Source organism: Kitasatospora sp. NPDC087314 (genome assembly GCF_044744365.1).
Taxonomy (GTDB): domain Bacteria; phylum Actinomycetota; class Actinomycetes; order Streptomycetales; family Streptomycetaceae; genus Kitasatospora.
Genome location: NZ_JBIUYE010000004.1, coordinates 40,375 through 55,107 on the forward strand (window position 1 = coordinate 40,375; position 14,733 = coordinate 55,107).

Below are 14,733 nucleotides of genomic sequence, written 5' to 3' on the forward strand. Positions count from 1 at the left end.
GCAGTGCCGTCCGACGGCGATCCGGCAAGAGGAGTTCCGATGAGTGATGTGACAGCGGGCGTGGCCGAGGCCCCGGCGCGCCGACGGGTGTTCGTCGACAAGCAGAGCCCCAAGGCCTACCGCGCACTGGTCGCGACGGCCGAGTCGGCCCGTGCGGGCGCGGCGGACGCCGGGTTGGACCGCACGCTCGTGGAACTGGTCAACCTGCGGGTGTCCCAGATCAACGGCTGCGCCTACTGCCTCAACGTGCACACCAGGGCCGCACTGCAGGCCGGCGACACCCCGCAGCGTCTGGGCACCCTCCCGGCGTGGCGCGACACCGAACTGTTCACCCCGCAGGAACGCGCCGCCCTCGCCCTGGCGGAGGCGACCACCGACCCCGCGGACGCCGCCCTCCAGGAGGACGCCTACGGCGCCGCCCGCCAAGCCCTGACGGATGACCAGATCTCCGCGGTGATCTGGGTGGCCATCGCCATCAACGCCTTCAACCGGGTGTCCATCCTGAGCAAGCACCCGGTGCGGCCGATCCCGGCCCAGTGACCGCCCCGCTCGGGCGGGCGGGCCGTCCGCGGTCGCCCGAACTCCGTGCGGACGTCCTACGCCCGCCGTGGTGGGCTCTATATCCCGTGGACGCCCGGGACGGGCCGGCTCCTTGCGGGGTCAGTTCCTCGGGACGAGGGTGTTCTCGTTGGTGCGGCCGGCGGCGTGGTCGTCGATGTTCCGTGCCGTCGCCTCGATGATCTGGCCGACGGCGGTGTGGGTGAAGTAGGCCTGGTGGCTGGTGACCAGGACCTGGGGGAAGGTGACGAGGCGGGCGAGGACGTCGTCGGTGATGCCGTGGATGGAGCGGTCGGTGAAGAAGACGCCGGTCTCCTCCTCGTACACGTCCAGGCCGACGCCGGACAGCCGCCCGGCGCGCAGCGTCTCGACCAGGGCGGCGCTGTCGATCAGGCCCCCGCGGCTGGAGTTGACGAGGATCGCGTCGTCCTTCATCCGGGCCAGCGCGGCCGCGTCGATCAGGTGGTGGGTGGCCGGGACGAGCGGGACGTGCAGGCTCACCAGGTCGGCGCGGGTGAGGAGTTCGGGCAGTTCGGTGTAGGTCATGCCCAGGTCGACGCAGGCCGGGTTCTCCGTGATGTCCCAGCCGAGCAGTTCGGTGCCGAAGCCGGCCGCGATCCGGGTGAAGCACTCGCCGATCTTCCCGGTGCCGATCACCCCGACGGTCATCCCGTGCACGTCCCGCCCCAGCAGCCCGTCCAGCCGGAAGTCGAACTCGCGGCTGCGCCCGGCGGCCCGGACGATCCGGCGGTTGACGGCCAGGGCGAGGGCCCAAGCGTGTTCGGCAACTGAGTAAGGGCTGTAGTACGACACCCGGGCGACGGTGAGGCCGAGTTCGGCGGCCGCGTCGAGGTCGATGTTGTTGAAGCCGGTGGAGCGCTGGGCGATCAGCTTGGTGCCGCCGGCGGCGAGGACGGTGAGGGTCTCGGCGTCCAGAACGGCGTTGACGCTGCTGCTGACGGCCGGGTAGCCGGCGGCGAGCGGGGCGGTGTCGCGATCGAGGAACACGCTCAGGCAGCGCAGCCCGTGCCGGCCGGCGAAGGCCTGTTCCAGCAGCGGCCGTTCGTCGGCCTGCACCCCGTACGCGAGGATCTCCATCGACTGCCCTTCCGCGAGTGTCCGCTCCACCGGCCACGATAGGGCGTGCCGTCGCCCGGGCGCCCGTCGGACGCACGAGGGCCCCCGAACCGGCACGGGTTCGGGGGCCCTCGACGTGGGGGAGAGGGGTCAGAGGACCGTCTCCGCCTCCAGGTAGCGCTCCTGCGGGACGGTCTTCAGCTCGGCGACCGCCTCGGCCAGCGGCACCAGGTTGATGTTGGTGCCCTGCAGCGCGGTGATGTGCCCGAAGGCGCCCTTGTGGACGGCCTCGACGGCGTGCCAGCCGAAGCGGGTGGCGAGCACCCGGTCGTACGCGGTCGGGGTGCCGCCGCGCTGGGTGTGGCCGAGGATCACCGGGCGGGCCTCCTTGCCGAGCCGGTGCTCCAGTTCGCGGGAGAGCTGGGTGGCGATGCCGGTGAACCGCTCGTGGCCGTAGATGTCCTTGGTGCCCTCCTCCCAGTGCATGGTGCCGGGTTCGGGCTTGGCGCCTTCGGCGCAGACCACGATGGCGAACTTCTTCTGCCGGTCGAAGCGCTCGCGGACGACGGCGGTCAGCTTCTCGATGTGGAACGGCCGCTCCGGGACGACGATGGCGTGCGCACCGGCCGCCATGCCCGCGTTGAGCGCGATCCAGCCGGTGTGCCGGCCCATGACCTCGACGACCATGACCCGCTGGTGGGACTCGGCGGTGGTCTTCAGCCGGTCCAGCGCGTCGGTGGCGACCGAGACGGCGGTGTCGAAGCCGAAGGTCACGTCGGTGGCGGCGATGTCGTTGTCGATGGTCTTCGGGACCCCGACCACCGGCAGTCCGGCGTCGCTCATCAGCTTGGCGGCCTTCAGGGTGCCCTCGCCGCCGATCGGGATGACCGCGTCGATGCCGAGGTCCGCGCACAGCTGCTTGGCGCGCTCGACGCCGTCGCGCAGGTGGCTCGGCTGGACCCGGGAGGAGCCGAGGATCGTGCCGCCCTGGGCCAGGATGCCGCTCACCGAGTCGAGGGTGAGCGGTCGGTGGACGCCCTCCAGAAGACCGCGCCAACCGTCCTGGAAACCGATGATCTCGTCGCCGTGGTCGACCACCCCCCGGTGGACCACAGAACGGATCACCGCGTTCAGGCCGGGGCAGTCACCGCCGCTGGTCAGCACTCCGATACGCATTAGCTTTGCAACTCCCGAGCAGAACCGAGGAACGGCCGGACTACAGGCTGGGACGACGAGCCGTCACCGTAGCGGGGCGCTCCCTCGCCGGAGTGGCGGGGAGGTGGCCGCGGGATGAAGGACCGGCCGATCCGGACGGAACGTCCGAAAACGGCCGCGAAGTCGAGCATACGGCCCCTGGTCCGGCCGGGCAGGAGCCGACGCGGGAGCGGCGCCGTCGGCGCCCCCGCGCGGAGGTGCAGCCTGCTGCCGAGGAGGGTGTGCAGTAGGCAGCCCCATTGTGGTACGTCCAGGGCCGCCCTTGGAGCGGGTGACCGCATCGCGGGCACCCGCCCCTCGGGGCGTGCGGACGTACTACGCGGGGCGCGTCGTGGCGGCGATGCGCTCGGCGCGCAGCGCGTCGTACCAGGTGGTGTCGGCCGGCGGCAGGGCGTTGACGTCCAGCGCCAGCTTGATCAGCATGTCGGCCACGGCGGGGTTGCGGGCCAGCACCGGGCCGTGCAGGTAGGTGCCGAACACGGTGTCCCGCCAGGCGCCCTCGGTGCCGTCGCCGGTGCCGTTGCCCCGGCCCGCGGTGACGGTGGCCAGCGGCGCGACGCCCTGGCCGAGGTGGGTGACGCCCTGGTGGTTCTCGAAGCCGGTCAGCTGCGGCAGGCCGAGCCGCGGGTCCACGTCGGCCAGCACGTCGCCGACGCACCGGGCGCCGTCGCCGCGGGTGGTCCAGACGTCGAGCAGGCCCAGGCCCGGCTCGCGCTCGCCCAGGTCGTTGACGAACTCGTGGCCCATGATCTGGAAGCCCGCGCAGACGCCGAAGATGATCGCGCCGTTCTCGGACGCCCGGATCAGGCCGGTGTCGGCCCGCAGCCGCTCGGCGGCCAGCCGCTGCGGACGGTCCTCGCCGCCGCCGATCAGGTAGATGTCGCCGCTGGTGGGGATCGCCTGGTCGGAGCGGACGTCGATCCGGGTCACGTTGAGGTGGCGCTGGCGGGCCCGGCGCTCCACGACCAGGGCGTTGCCGCGGTCGCCGTAGGTGCTGAGCAGGTCCGGGTAGACCCAGACCACGCGCAGGCTGCTCTCACTCATCCTCGAAGGCCTTCCATCACGATCAGGGGGGTCATGGGGGGCTGCGGGCGCGGCATCAGCCGGCCACGACCTTCCGCAGCTGCTGGAAGGCGGTGTAGTTGGCGATGGCCTCGATCCGGCCGGGCGGGGCCATCCGGACGGCCTGCTCCAGCGTGTCCACCACGTGGAACTGCAGCCCGGCGACCTCCAGGCGGACGGCCAGGTCCAGCTTGCGCTGCCCCATCACGAACACCGGGTGCCCGGCGAGGCGCTCGTAGTCGACGTCCCACAGCCAGGACGTGTCGGTGCCGTCGGCGTCGAGGGCGTTGACGGACAGGATCACCGGCGCGGGCGGGCCGTCGATCAGCGAGAAGGTCTCCAGCCAGCCGGCCGGGTTCTTGGCCAGCAGCAGCCTTATGTCCCGGCCCTGGTACTGGACCACGTCGTAGCGGCCGGCGACGGCCGTCACCGAGCGCATCCGCTCCAGCGCGACCTGCGGGGAGACCCCGAACACGGCGGCGACGGCGGCCGAGCTGGTGGCGTTGGCCAGGTTGGCCCGGCCGGGCAGCTGGAGCTGGATCGGCCAGGCGCCGCGCTGCGGGTCGATCACGTGGGTGCCCTGGAGCGCCCAGTGCGGGTTGGGGCGGCGGAAGCCGCACTCCTGGCAGAACCAGTCCTCGCCGGGGCGCTGCATCACACCGCCGCAGGCGGGGCAGGACCAGGCGTCCTCCTTCCACGCCTGTCCGGCGGCCACCCAGACCACCTTCTTGCAGGAGGAGGCGGCCCAGGTCACCAGCGGGTCGTCGGCGTTGGCGATGACCACGGCCTCGGTGTCCTGCAGGCCCTCGCGCCACTTCTCGGCCATCATCCGCGTCTCGGCGGCGCGGTCGAGCTGGTCGCGGGAGAGGTTGAGCAGGGCGATCGCCTTGGGGCGGGTGTCGCGGGCGACCGTCGCCAGGTACTTCTCGTCGACCTCGATCACGCCGAAGCGGGCGTCCGAGCCGCCGGCCAGGGCGGAGGTGATGCCGGCCGGCATGTTCGCGCCCAGGGCGTTGGAGACCACCGGACCGGCGGCGCGCAGCGCCTCGGCGATCAGCCGGGTGGTGGTGGTCTTGCCGTTGGTGGCGCTGACCAGGATGACGTCGAGGTGGTCGGCGAGGGTGCCGAGCAGGTCGGGGTCGAGCCTGAGGGCGACCTTGCCGCCGATCACCGAGCCGCTTCCGCGACCGGCCTTGCGGGACACGGCGGCGGCCACCCGGCCGGCGGTGACCGCGATCTTGGCGCGGGCCGGCAGCGAGGCGTCGCGTGCGCCTGTGGGCTCCGATTCGGTGCCTGCCATGCTCAGTGGTTCCTCCTTGCTGCGGCACCACCCGGGTCCGGATTAACGGGCCGTCGGGCGGCGGGGACGGGGCCAGCCTACCGACTCCGCCGCCCGGCTCGACGATCCGGACCCCATGCCGCCTGCTGCGACGCGGCCGAAGGCGCCGCCACGGGCGTCCTGACGGCCCGTGGGGGAAGGCGGTGTACGGAGGGGGCCGTTGCCGCTTGGGACGCTCACCGGCGCCGCCGGGTTCCCTGGTAAGAGTGTGGTGAAGAACTGATCAGCTGCCCGGATCGGCCGTTTGGGATCGGCCGCCCGGGATCAGCGGCTCAGGCGGGCGCAGGCGGTCGGCTCGCCCGAGGCCAGCGTGGCGGTGATCACCAGGGTGCCGTCCTCGGCGTGGAAGTCCAGCGGCGCGGCCAGCCGGCGCATCGCGGCGATCAGCCCGGTGTTCGAGGCGTGCGTCATCGCGTACACCGAGCCCACGCCGGCCGCCCGGGCCGCCGTCGACAGCCGCCGCAGCAGCTCCAGCCCGAGCCCGCGCCGCTGCCAGGCGTCCTCGACCAGAACCGCCAGCTCCGCCTCGCCGTCGTCCCACATCAGGTGCCCGAGGGCGACGATCCGCCCGTCGGCGGCCGTCACGGCGAGGCTGTGGCCGTGCCGGGCGTCCAGCAGGTGGTCCAGGTAGCGGCCGGCGTCACGGACCGGCCCGTGGTAGCGCAGCCGCAGCGAGGCGGGGGAGCAGCGGCCGTGCATCGCCAGGGCCTCGGCCCGGTCGGTCGGCCCGGCGGGGCGCAGCACCAGCTCCGTTCCGTCCACCGAGAGCGGGGACGGCACCTCCCGGCCCGGCTCGGCCGCGGCCCGCGGCCGGTCGACCGGCGGGTACGGGCGGGCGCTCCGGAACGGGCCCCCGGTGAGCGCGGGCAGCCGGGTGGCCTGGCCGTCGGGCGCCGCGCACCTGCGGTCGGACCTGCGGAAAGGCCGGTGCCAGAGCCGTTCGGGGCGAGTGCGTGATGCCGTCATGCGGGCGACGCTACCGACGCCGCGCTTCCGGCCGGTTACGCGATCGTGAACGCACGAATGACCGGGTCGGCGGCGGGCCGGGGGCCGAAGCTCACCGGGCGGGGCGGGTCGGCGGGACGGCTGATCGGGGCGGGACCGCTGATCGGGCGTGATCGACGGCATCGGACACGCTCACGGATGGCGCAGGATCCGTGAGCGCCGGTGCCTCTTCGGATACGGATGGCTCGGCTTTCCGCCGAATCCCACCTCCTCCGAAGGGGCACCCATGTCCTTCCCACTGTCTTTCGCGAAGAAGTCCGCTCTGGGCGCGGCGTGCTGCGCACTGCTGCTGGCCGCGCCGCTCTCCCTCGCCCAGCCGGCCGCCGCCGCCGGTCCCAAGACGCCGCAGGAGGCCGCGGCCTGCAAGGGCGTCGTCTCCTCGCTGCTCGGCGGCTTCGGGTCGATGCTCGCGAACTCGGCGTGCGTCGTGCAGCCGAGCGACGGCTGAGTGGCTACCGCACGGGCGGTCCGCCGGGTGCCGGCGGACCGCAGCCGGCACCCGGCCCCGGCCGGGGTCAGGGGTGGAGCGGCTCGTCGGGGAGGGTGAGGGTGGCGAGGGCGCCGCCGGCGGGGTGGTTGGCGAAGGTGAGGGTGGCGCCGATGACGCGGGCGTGGCCGGTGGCGATGGTGAGGCCGAGGCCGTGGCCGCGCCCGCGTTCGGGGGCGTTGGTGCGGAAGCGCTGGGGGCCGTGGTCGAGGAGGTCCTCGGGGTAGCCGGGGCCGTGGTCGCGGACGGTGATCCGGTGGCCGTCGACGTGGAGTTCGACCGGCGAGGTGCCGTGGCGGTGGGCGTTGAGCAGGAGGTTGCCGAGGATGCGGTCGAGGCGGCGGAGGTCGGTGCGGACCTGGCGGTCGGCGGCCACGGCCACGTCCACGTCCAGGCCGGTGAGGGTGACCGTCCGGCGGACCGCCCGTTCCAGCGGGACGGGGGCGAGGTCCGGGGTTTCGGCGTCCGCGTCGAGGCGGGAGACCTCCAGCAGGTCCTCGACCAGCGAGCGCAGGGCCTGCACCCGGTTCTGGACGAGTTGGGTGGGGCGGCCGGGCGGCAGCAGTTCGGCCGCGGTGACCAGGCCGGTGAGCGGGGTGCGCAGCTCGTGGGCGACGTCCGCGGTGAAGCGCTGCTCGTCCTCCAGCCGGCGGTGCAGGGTACGCGACATCAGGTCGACGGCGGCGGCGAGATCGGCGACCTCGTCCCGCCCGTCGACGAGTTCACCGATCCGGGTGTCCGTCCGCCCGGCGGCGATGCCGCGCGCGGCCGTCGCCGCGGTGCGCAGCCGACGGCTGATCCGGTCGGCGACCAGCACGCCGGCCAGGACCGTGGTGAAGACCGCCGCGACGACGGTGATCAGGATGATCCGGTCGAGGTCGGCGATCGACTGCCGGTCCTGGGTGAAGTCCACCCGGACCGAGAGCACCCCGTCCTGGATCGGGCGGGCCGCCCACATCGACTCGCCCTGCGGGCCGGTGGCGAGCAGCGTGCCCTCCCGGCCGCCGGTCGCGAGGTCGTGCAGCCGGGTGGGCAGCGCCGGGTCGTTCCGGGTGGCCCGGCTGTCGGTGTCGCCGCTGCGCTTGTAGGTGTCCAGCGCCGAGTCGAGGACGGTCAGCGCGGAGGCGCGGGCCTGGTCCACGTGCTGACGGATCATCGCCTGGTGGACCAGCAGGCCGACGGCCACCGCGACCAGGACGGAGATGGCGGCGACGGCGGTGGCGATCTGGCGGCGCAGGGTCATGCCGGGCGCCGCAGCTTGTAGCCGAACCCGCGGACGGTCTCGATCCGGCCGGAGCCGATCTTGGCCCGAAGCCGCTGCACGTGGACGTCCACCACCCGGGTGTCGGCGCCCCAGTCGTAGTCCCAGACGCGTTCCAGCAGGGTGGAGCGTTCCAGCACGATGCCGGGCGCGGCGGTGAACTCCAGCAGCAGCCGCAGCTCGGTGGGGGTGAGCGGGACGAGGTGGCCGTGGACGCGGACCTCCATGCTGTCGGTGTCCAGCTGCATGCCGTCGAAGCTGCGGAGCGCGGGGGAGGGTGCGGGGGGAACGGGCTCCGCAGGGCCCGCGGAGCCGGTCGGGGGCACCGGCTCCGCGGGTACGGCGGTGTCGGCCGCCGGGACCACGCGGACCCGGCGGAGCACGGTGCGGATCCGGGCGACCAGTACGGCGCTCTCGAAGGGCTTGACCACGTAGTCGTCCGCACCGGCCTCCAGGCCGGACACCACGTCGACCGGGTCGGTGCGGGCCGACATCATCAGGATCGGCAGCTGGCTCTCCTCGCGGATCCGGCGGCAGAGGCCGACCCCGTCGAGGAGCGGCAGCATGACGTCCAGCAGGAGGAGGTCGGGGCGGACGGCGTGGAAGGCCTCCAGGCCCTCCAGGCCGTCGGCGGCCGTGGTGACCGGGAAGCCGTAGCGCTCCAGGGCCATCCGGGTGGCCTCCCGGATCACCTCGTCGTCCTCGACGAGCAGGATGTGCGGGTGGGCGGGCGCGGTTGCGGGGTTCATGGCTTCGCTTCCGGGGGAGCCGGGGTCGGGTGGGCGGGCGTCGGGACGGCCGTTCGTGTGGAGGGTACGACGGCACCGGGAGCCAACGGGGTCGGTTCGGCCGTGGTGACCGGGCCGGACGACGGGCGGATCGGTGCGGGGGCGCGGCCGTTGGCGGGGGAGGCGGCGGGGGAGGGCTCGGCGGAGCTGCCGACCGCAGGCCCAGTGCCGTTCGCGCTTCCGCTGCCGGGGACGGGGCCGACGCCCTCCAGCTTCTGCTCCATCAGGACGAGTCGGACGCCGTCCCACTGGTAGTGGCTGCGGGTCTGGATGAACGTGGTGGTCGGCTCGTAGAGCCACAGGTCGGATCCGACGGCCGCGGCGCTGAACCCTCGCAGCACCTCGACCCGGAGGATCGGCAGCAGATGGTCGTCGGCCGGCGTGTAGACGTGCAGCACGACGGGACCGGGGGTGGTGACGGCGACGATCAGCTCGGGCTTTCCGTCACCGGTGAGGTCGCGGAATTCGGGGCTGCGGATCTCGCAGGTGGGGCAGGAGTCGAGGGCGCGGCGCTCGTCCGCGGTCACCGCCGGATCCTTGGCGAGGATGGTGCGGACGGTACCGGCGTCGACCGTGGTGATGTCGCGCCCGGCGAGGGTCACGTCCGGCACGGGTTGCGGCGCGGTCTGCGGGCCGGCGGCCGCCCCGGTGGGGGGCTGGGTCGGCGGTGGCGAGGCGGCCAGGTCGGGCCAGAGCGGCTGGGCGACCGGCGGCGGCGTCACCGCTGGGGCCGGGCCCTGGTCCTGCAACCCGCCGGGGGTGGCGCGGCCGACGGCCAGGGCGGCGAGCGCCACGAGGACGGCCAGGGCGGCGAGGGCCGCCACCGGGACGGCGCCGGGCCGGCGGTGGAGGGGGGATGCTGCTGCCACGGTCGGTGCTCGTCCTCCTGGTCTGCGGCGATGTGCCGGTTCGTCCCCGTACCGGTCTCGGTGGTAGGTCGCGTGGACGGCGGTCGGTGGTTCCCGTCCCGCCGTCCCGACCGCGAAGCGCCTCCGGCCGTCCCGTCGCCGAGCGGCCTCAGCCGGTCGCGGCGCCCGGACCGGCTAGGTCCGCCAGGACGATGATGTTGTCCGTCCAGTGCCCGTCCGAGCCGATCCGCCCGCCGCAGGTGATGAGCCTGAGCACGGGCGCGGGCGTGTCGCCGTAGACCTTATCGGTGGGGAAACGGTCCTTCGCGGCCTGCAGCAGCGTACGGACCTTGAAGTCCACGGTGCTGCCGTCCGCGCGCCGGACCTGGATCAGGTCGCCCTCCCGCAGCTTGGGCACGCCGTGGAAGACCGCCGGTCCGTGTGCGGTGTCGTAGTGCCCGATCAGGACGGCGGGGCCGGTCTCGCCGGGCGTCGGCCCGTTGCGGTACCAGCCGACCTCGCCGGCCCGGTCGGCGGCCGGCACCTCGACCGTTCCGTCGGGGTTCAGGCCGAGGCCGGTCACCGGGGCGTCCACCCCGGCGGTCGGAATCAGCAGCCGGGTCGGAGCGGAGGCGGCGAAGGGCTGCGGCGTGGTGGCCGGAGCCCCGGAGCTCCCGGCGTTTCCGCCGGTTCCGGTGCTCGTCGGGCTCCCGGTGCCGCCCGTGGGCGCGGCGGCCGGACCGTCCGCACTGCCGTGCACCGAGGGCTCGACCCGCACCACCGGGGTGTGCTGGCCGGACAGCGCGACGGTGGTGCCCAGCACCAGGCAGGCCAGGCCCGCCGCGCCGAAGGCGGTCCGGCGCACCGGGCCCGGTCCGGTGACGCGCCGCCGGCGGCCGCCACCGCGCGGGCGGCCGCGGCGGGCCGGCCGGGCGGCACCGGACGTGCCGTCGGGCTGCCCGCCGTTCGCCGGGGCCCCGGCGCCCACCGGGCCCCCGGCACCGCCGCCCCGCCCGGTCAGGGGCGGGGCAGCGGCGCCGGGGTGCCCGGCGGACTCGGGGCCGGTGTCAGCCGCGCGCACCGGAGCGGCGGCGCAGGATCGCGAAGCCCAGTGCGGCGGCGCCGACGGCCGCGATGCCCCCACCACCGGCCAGCATCAGGCCGTTGCCGTCGGTCTCGCCGGATCCGTCCCCGGCCTGGGCCGCGCCCTTGGGCACCTCCCGGACCTGGGGCTTGGCGTCGCTACCGGCCGGCTGTGCGGTGGGCGAGGCGACGGCGGCACCGGAACCCTGGACCGCGGCCGAGGGGGCCGGGGGAGTGGCCGGGCGGCTCGGCGAGGGGGTGGCCACCGCCGCGCCCGGCGCCGCGGGCTGGGCCACACCCGCGGCGGACGGGGTGGCCGTCGGGGTCGGGGTGCCGTCGGCCCAGGCCTGCCCGCCGGTGACGGCGGTCAGCAGCGCGCCGCCGGTCAGGGCGCAGACCGCCAGCACGCGGCGGGCGGGGGAACGGTCGGTACGGCTCCTGCTCATACGGTGTCTCTCCTTCGTCATGGACGCCGCCCGGCCCGAGTGGCCGGTGCGTCGTCAGCGACGGTAGGAGGCCCGTGTCGCGGTCCCCGGCCGGTCGTGTCACGGCCGTCCATCGGCTGCGTAACGGCCTCCGGGCGATGTGTCACACCGGCCTCAGGACGCCCGAAGGCCCCCGGACGGGCGGGTGACGCGCGCCGGTCCCAAGCCCTAGATGATTGATGCCAAGGGCTCCTTGTCGCGCATGACATGAAGCGAGGGAGTTCAAAGGTCGGTTGTGACGCCTGACCTGGACTCCCTCGCGACCGCACTCTACGTGAAGACCGGCGACCTGCTGAAGGAATCGCCGCATCTGGCGCCGAAACGGCCCGAAGTCGGCATCGCGCCCCGGCTCAGTGACGCCGAGCTGGTCACCCTGGCCGTGATGCAGGCCCTGCTCGGCTTCACCTCCGAACGCCGCTGGATCCGCCACGCCACCACCCACCTGCGACACCTGTTCCCCTATTTGCCCGGGCAGTCGGACTACAACAGGCGGCTACGCAAGGCCGCCGACCTGATCGCACGCGTCAACCGCCGGCTCGCGACCGACACCTCGCTGTGGACGGACACCGTGTGGGTCGTCGACTCCATGCCGGTGGAATGCGGGCGTTCCCGCGAGACGGCCAAGCGCTCCGACCTGGCCGGATGGGCCGAGTACGGCTACTGCGCCAGCCACTCCCGGTTCTTCTGGGGTCTGCGCCTGCACCTGGTGTGCACCCTGCACGGGCTGCCCGTCGCCTTCGCGCTGACCGGCGCGAAGGCCGACGAGCGCGAGACCCTGCTCGGCATGCTCCACGCGGAGCCCGATCTCGCCGGCTCCCGGCCGGGACAGACCCTGATCAGCGACCAGCAGTACTACGGCCGCGCCTTCGAACGCGAACTCGCCGACTGGGGAGTGCGGCTGCTTCGTCCGGCCCGCAAGGGCGAGCCCTTGCGGGCCGGATCCGCACTGTTCAAGCCGCTGCGGCAGACCATCGAGTCCGTCAACCAGACCTTCAAGGCCCAGCTCGACCTCGAACGCCACCAGGGCCGTACCCCAGGCGGCGTGATGGTCCGCGTCCTGCAGCGCATCCTCGCGCTGACGTGCGCAATCTGGCACAACGACCGCACCGGCCAGCCCGTCATGCGCTCCCTGACCGCCTACGACCACTAACCCTTCGCATCATTCATCTAGGCGAAGGTGCCGATGGTGTGGGAGTCGGTCTGGGCTTCGGCGTAGACGGTGACGTCGCGGCCCTGGGAGGGGTCGGGGGTGACGGCGTTCATGCCAGTCGGGTCGGTGCTGCCCTTGGCGGCCTCACGTGCCTTGTCGATCTTGAAGTGGGTGTACTCCTGGGAGACCATCACCGGCAGCGACCTCACCCGGGAGTGGAAGGCGTTCGAGGCCCGGGCCGTGGCCCTGCCAGCCGACCACCGGGCGGCGTGGGAACAGATCAAGGTCCACCTCTCCCCGCACTCGGGCCTCACGGGCCGCAACCTGATGCCGGTCCTCGACGGCACGCTGGGCCTGCTCGAGGAGACGGCGGCGGACGGGCAGAGCATCCACGAGGTGCTGAGCGACGACGTCAAGGGCTTCTACACAGTGCTGGCCGGCGGAGAAAGCGCCCGGACCTACCGCGACCGGTGGCGCGAGCTGTTGAAAAGGAACGTCGCAAGGAAGCAACCAGCCCCACAGCCTCCCGAACCGTGCCGGATCCGGGCGCAACGTCGGCTTCCTCGCCGTCGGCCTGCCCATCACCGTCCGTCCCCGCCACACCTACGTCACCGGCGACACCGCCCTTCACCTCACCGGCACTGCCACCGACGTCGCCCGCCGCGGCCCCGACGGCAACTGGCGTTACCTCATCGACAACCCCTTCGGCACCGCCGCCCCCTGACACCACAACGGCCGCGCCCGCCGCAACGAGCGGCGGACGCGGCCGGTTTCGGCCTCAGGGGAGCGCTACGGCTTGCCGGCCAGGATGTACACCGTGAACGGGCCGGGGCCCGTGTAGTCCACGACGATCTTGTGGCTCGGGCTCTTCATGTCCTCCTCCTTGGCCGGGGCCGAAATGCCCTTCACCGTATGGGTGGGATCGATCGACCAGCCGGTGAGTTCGAGTTCGGAGTCGATGAACTCCTGGACACCGGGGTAAAGGTCCGACTCCTTGAGCCTGAGACTGGCGAGGAACGCATCCAGGCCCTCCTGGCCGGTCTTGAACGTCGCCCAGAGATCTCCGCCACCGCCGACCTTGTAGAACCCGTAGCTGACGTCGGTCGCGCCCTCCGGCGGGACCACGCCGTACACCCGCCGCTGGTCGGCGCTGGGCCACCCGATGGCCCTCGCCTCGGATTCACCGGACGGCGCCGCTGCGGACGGGGCGGCAGCAGCCGTGGCCGTCCCGCCACCGGCGGACACACCGCCGCCCGTCGCACCGCCGCAGGCCCCTAGGGCCAGGAGCGAGGCACTCACCAGGCAAGCACGTATCAACCTCACCGGAGCTGTCATCCGGGCACCCCTCGCATCGTCACCGAACCGAACACGTCGAAGTCCTGTGCCAGCCCCACGGTGTTGAGATGGGCGATCTCCGGCTGGGTCACCTCGATGTGAATCTTGTGCAGGAGGTCCCGGCCCTCACTGGGGGTTCCCCAGTCGTAGCGCTTGCGGATCTCCAGTTTGTATTCTGGCCCACTGTCCTTCCGGTTCACGCCGGAGACCCTCCACTGGAAGTTGTTCAGGGCGTAGAACCATCCGATGCTCGACGGCCCGTCCTTCTCGTTGGCGCGGGTCCTCTGCCAGCCCGAGTCGAATGTCTCCTTCCCGGCGGCGTCACCGGTCAGGTAGTTCTTGACGGCCTTCTTGAAGGCCGGGATCTCGTTCATCATGCTGTTGGGGTGGAGTTCGAACGGTGTTCCACTCGCGTCCAGGTAGTGGGCCAGCAGCTTCGCCGCCACGTAGAACGTGTCGTCGACCCTGAGCCCCTGAACGTTCAGCCCCACGACGACCTCGCCCATGAGGATCTTGACCTTCCGGTCGTGCGGACCGGGCGCGTGCTTCTTGAACACCCTGTCCTCGGTGTCCGAGTAGTCGTCACCGCCCTCGGCGATGAGCTTCCTCATCTGGATCCGGTACTTCAGGGCCGTCAGCTGAGCCGCGGTCGGGCGGTTGTCCTCCCAGCTGCTCCCGTCGGGGCAGACAGTCGGTCCGGTGTTCCCGGGGCCGCCGCAGTTCTTCGCGGCGTTCTCCTGTTCCACCCGCTCCTTCAGCTGTGCGGCCCGGACGTCCGGGTCGTACAGCCCGGACGGGTCCGCCCTGTTGACCGGATTGTTGTGGCTGTACGCGTAGGCGTTCCACTGCTGCGGATCGTCGGGCAGGAGCAGCGGGTCGGGGCTGAGGAAGCGGCCGGTGCTCGGCTGGTACGGCGTGGTGCGGATGCCGTGGTGCTGGCGGAGCGCGGACAGCGCGGCGTGGTAGCCGCGCATGCCGCGTCCGGATGGTCCAGACGGTGCGGACACCGAACAAACGTACCCGTCCGACAGTGGAGCTGA

The 14,733-nt window shown here is 73.0% G+C and carries 16 protein-coding genes and 1 pseudogene; 4 read left to right on the forward strand and 13 right to left on the reverse strand.

All coding sequences use genetic code 11. The annotated features are described in order from the left end of the window. Positions 1-39 precede the first annotated feature (39 nt). Complete coding sequence (locus ACIO5E_RS09515) at positions 40-540, forward strand: carboxymuconolactone decarboxylase family protein (RefSeq protein WP_400665431.1); 501 nt, start codon at positions 40-42, stop codon at positions 538-540. A 120-nt stretch (positions 541-660) separates the two neighbouring features. Here the strand turns inward: ACIO5E_RS09515 and ACIO5E_RS09520 are convergent, their stop codons facing one another. From ACIO5E_RS09520 to ACIO5E_RS09540, 5 genes are all read right to left on the reverse strand, one after another. Further along, on the reverse strand, positions 661-1,656 hold the full coding sequence (locus ACIO5E_RS09520; protein ID WP_400665433.1) for a 2-hydroxyacid dehydrogenase: 996 nt from the start codon (positions 1,654-1,656) through the stop codon (positions 661-663). Between the two features lie 129 nt (positions 1,657-1,785). Next, positions 1,786-2,811, reverse strand: a complete 1,026-nt coding sequence (locus ACIO5E_RS09525) for a 6-phosphofructokinase (protein ID WP_400665435.1) — start codon at positions 2,809-2,811, stop codon at positions 1,786-1,788. 354 nt (positions 2,812-3,165) lie between these two features. Then, positions 3,166-3,894, reverse strand: coding sequence for a glutamine amidotransferase (locus tag ACIO5E_RS09530; protein ID WP_280682685.1), 729 nt, complete (start codon positions 3,892-3,894; stop codon positions 3,166-3,168). Positions 3,895-3,949: 55 nt separating this feature from the next. Continuing rightward, positions 3,950-5,212 carry a MurT ligase domain-containing protein gene (locus ACIO5E_RS09535; RefSeq protein ID WP_400665437.1) on the reverse strand — a complete coding sequence of 421 codons (1,263 nt, stop codon included), beginning with the start codon at positions 5,210-5,212 and terminating at the stop codon, positions 3,950-3,952. Between the two features lie 303 nt (positions 5,213-5,515). Next, positions 5,516-6,217, reverse strand: a complete 702-nt coding sequence (locus ACIO5E_RS09540) for a GNAT family N-acetyltransferase (protein ID WP_400665439.1) — start codon at positions 6,215-6,217, stop codon at positions 5,516-5,518. 265 nt (positions 6,218-6,482) lie between these two features. Here ACIO5E_RS09540 and ACIO5E_RS09545 point away from each other — a divergent pair, with 265 nt between their 5' ends. Further along, complete coding sequence (locus tag ACIO5E_RS09545; protein ID WP_400665441.1) at positions 6,483-6,704, forward strand: hypothetical protein; 222 nt, start codon at positions 6,483-6,485, stop codon at positions 6,702-6,704. A 67-nt stretch (positions 6,705-6,771) separates the two neighbouring features. On the opposite strand, the gene ACIO5E_RS09550 is transcribed toward ACIO5E_RS09545, so the two are convergent. The 5 genes from ACIO5E_RS09550 to ACIO5E_RS09570 all read right to left on the reverse strand — a co-directional run bounded on the left by ACIO5E_RS09550 (position 6,772) and on the right by ACIO5E_RS09570 (position 11,169). Further along, a complete protein-coding gene (locus tag ACIO5E_RS09550; protein ID WP_400665443.1) occupies positions 6,772-7,986 on the reverse strand; it encodes a sensor histidine kinase in 1,215 nt (404 codons plus the stop codon). After that, a complete protein-coding gene (gene cseB / locus ACIO5E_RS09555; protein WP_400665445.1) occupies positions 7,983-8,753 on the reverse strand; it encodes a two-component system response regulator CseB in 771 nt (256 codons plus the stop codon). Before cseB ends, ACIO5E_RS09550 begins: the two co-directional genes overlap by 4 nt. Continuing rightward, on the reverse strand, positions 8,750-9,661 hold the full coding sequence (locus ACIO5E_RS09560) for a hypothetical protein (protein WP_400665447.1): 912 nt from the start codon (positions 9,659-9,661) through the stop codon (positions 8,750-8,752). Before ACIO5E_RS09560 ends, cseB begins: the two co-directional genes overlap by 4 nt. A 148-nt stretch (positions 9,662-9,809) precedes the next feature. Continuing rightward, entirely contained in the window at positions 9,810-10,721 is a 912-nt protein-coding gene (locus ACIO5E_RS09565; RefSeq protein ID WP_400665449.1) for a class F sortase, read from the reverse strand. Continuing rightward, positions 10,708-11,169, reverse strand: coding sequence for a hypothetical protein (locus ACIO5E_RS09570; protein WP_400665450.1), 462 nt, complete (start codon positions 11,167-11,169; stop codon positions 10,708-10,710). The genes ACIO5E_RS09565 and ACIO5E_RS09570 overlap by 14 nt, the downstream gene beginning before the upstream one ends. 274 nt (positions 11,170-11,443) lie before the next feature. Between ACIO5E_RS09570 and ACIO5E_RS09575 the strand changes: the two genes are divergently transcribed. Next, complete coding sequence (locus ACIO5E_RS09575) at positions 11,444-12,358, forward strand: IS982 family transposase (RefSeq protein ID WP_400665452.1); 915 nt, start codon at positions 11,444-11,446, stop codon at positions 12,356-12,358. Positions 12,359-12,375: 17 nt separating this feature from the next. Here the strand turns inward: ACIO5E_RS09575 and ACIO5E_RS09580 are convergent, their stop codons facing one another. Then, on the reverse strand, positions 12,376-12,642 hold the full coding sequence (locus tag ACIO5E_RS09580; RefSeq protein WP_400666278.1) for a hypothetical protein: 267 nt from the start codon (positions 12,640-12,642) through the stop codon (positions 12,376-12,378). Between ACIO5E_RS09580 and ACIO5E_RS09585 the strand changes: the two are divergent. After that, positions 12,530-12,865 (forward strand): annotated as a pseudogene (locus ACIO5E_RS09585) (DUF1048 domain-containing protein); the annotation flags it as partial. The gene ACIO5E_RS09580 and the pseudogene ACIO5E_RS09585 overlap by 113 nt on opposite strands. Before the next feature lie 282 nt (positions 12,866-13,147). On the opposite strand, the gene ACIO5E_RS09590 reads toward ACIO5E_RS09585, so the two are convergent. Both ACIO5E_RS09590 and ACIO5E_RS09595 read right to left on the reverse strand, forming a co-directional pair. After that, positions 13,148-13,657 carry a hypothetical protein gene (locus tag ACIO5E_RS09590; RefSeq protein WP_400666280.1) on the reverse strand — a complete coding sequence of 170 codons (510 nt, stop codon included), beginning with the start codon at positions 13,655-13,657 and terminating at the stop codon, positions 13,148-13,150. Between the two features lie 32 nt (positions 13,658-13,689). Continuing rightward, on the reverse strand, positions 13,690-14,700 hold the full coding sequence (locus tag ACIO5E_RS09595; RefSeq protein WP_400665454.1) for an RHS repeat-associated core domain-containing protein: 1,011 nt from the start codon (positions 14,698-14,700) through the stop codon (positions 13,690-13,692). Positions 14,701-14,733 lie beyond the last annotated feature (33 nt).

Excerpts from the sequence above, each read along its gene's own strand:
- ACIO5E_RS09515 (WP_400665431.1), top strand. The coding sequence starts at position 40 with ATGAGTGATGTGACAGCGGGCGTGGCCGAGGCCCCGGCGCGCCGACGG.
- ACIO5E_RS09520 (WP_400665433.1), bottom strand. The coding sequence starts at position 1,656 with ATGGAGATCCTCGCGTACGGGGTGCAGGCCGACGAACGGCCGCTGCTG.
- ACIO5E_RS09525 (WP_400665435.1), bottom strand. The coding sequence starts at position 2,811 with ATGCGTATCGGAGTGCTGACCAGCGGCGGTGACTGCCCCGGCCTGAAC.
- ACIO5E_RS09530 (WP_280682685.1), bottom strand. The coding sequence starts at position 3,894 with ATGAGTGAGAGCAGCCTGCGCGTGGTCTGGGTCTACCCGGACCTGCTC.
- ACIO5E_RS09535 (WP_400665437.1), bottom strand. The coding sequence starts at position 5,212 with ATGGCAGGCACCGAATCGGAGCCCACAGGCGCACGCGACGCCTCGCTG.
- ACIO5E_RS09540 (WP_400665439.1), bottom strand. The coding sequence starts at position 6,217 with ATGACGGCATCACGCACTCGCCCCGAACGGCTCTGGCACCGGCCTTTC.
- ACIO5E_RS09545 (WP_400665441.1), top strand. The coding sequence starts at position 6,483 with ATGTCCTTCCCACTGTCTTTCGCGAAGAAGTCCGCTCTGGGCGCGGCG.
- ACIO5E_RS09550 (WP_400665443.1), bottom strand. The coding sequence starts at position 7,986 with ATGACCCTGCGCCGCCAGATCGCCACCGCCGTCGCCGCCATCTCCGTC.
- cseB (WP_400665445.1), bottom strand. The coding sequence starts at position 8,753 with ATGAACCCCGCAACCGCGCCCGCCCACCCGCACATCCTGCTCGTCGAG.
- ACIO5E_RS09570 (WP_400665450.1), bottom strand. The coding sequence starts at position 11,169 with ATGAGCAGGAGCCGTACCGACCGTTCCCCCGCCCGCCGCGTGCTGGCG.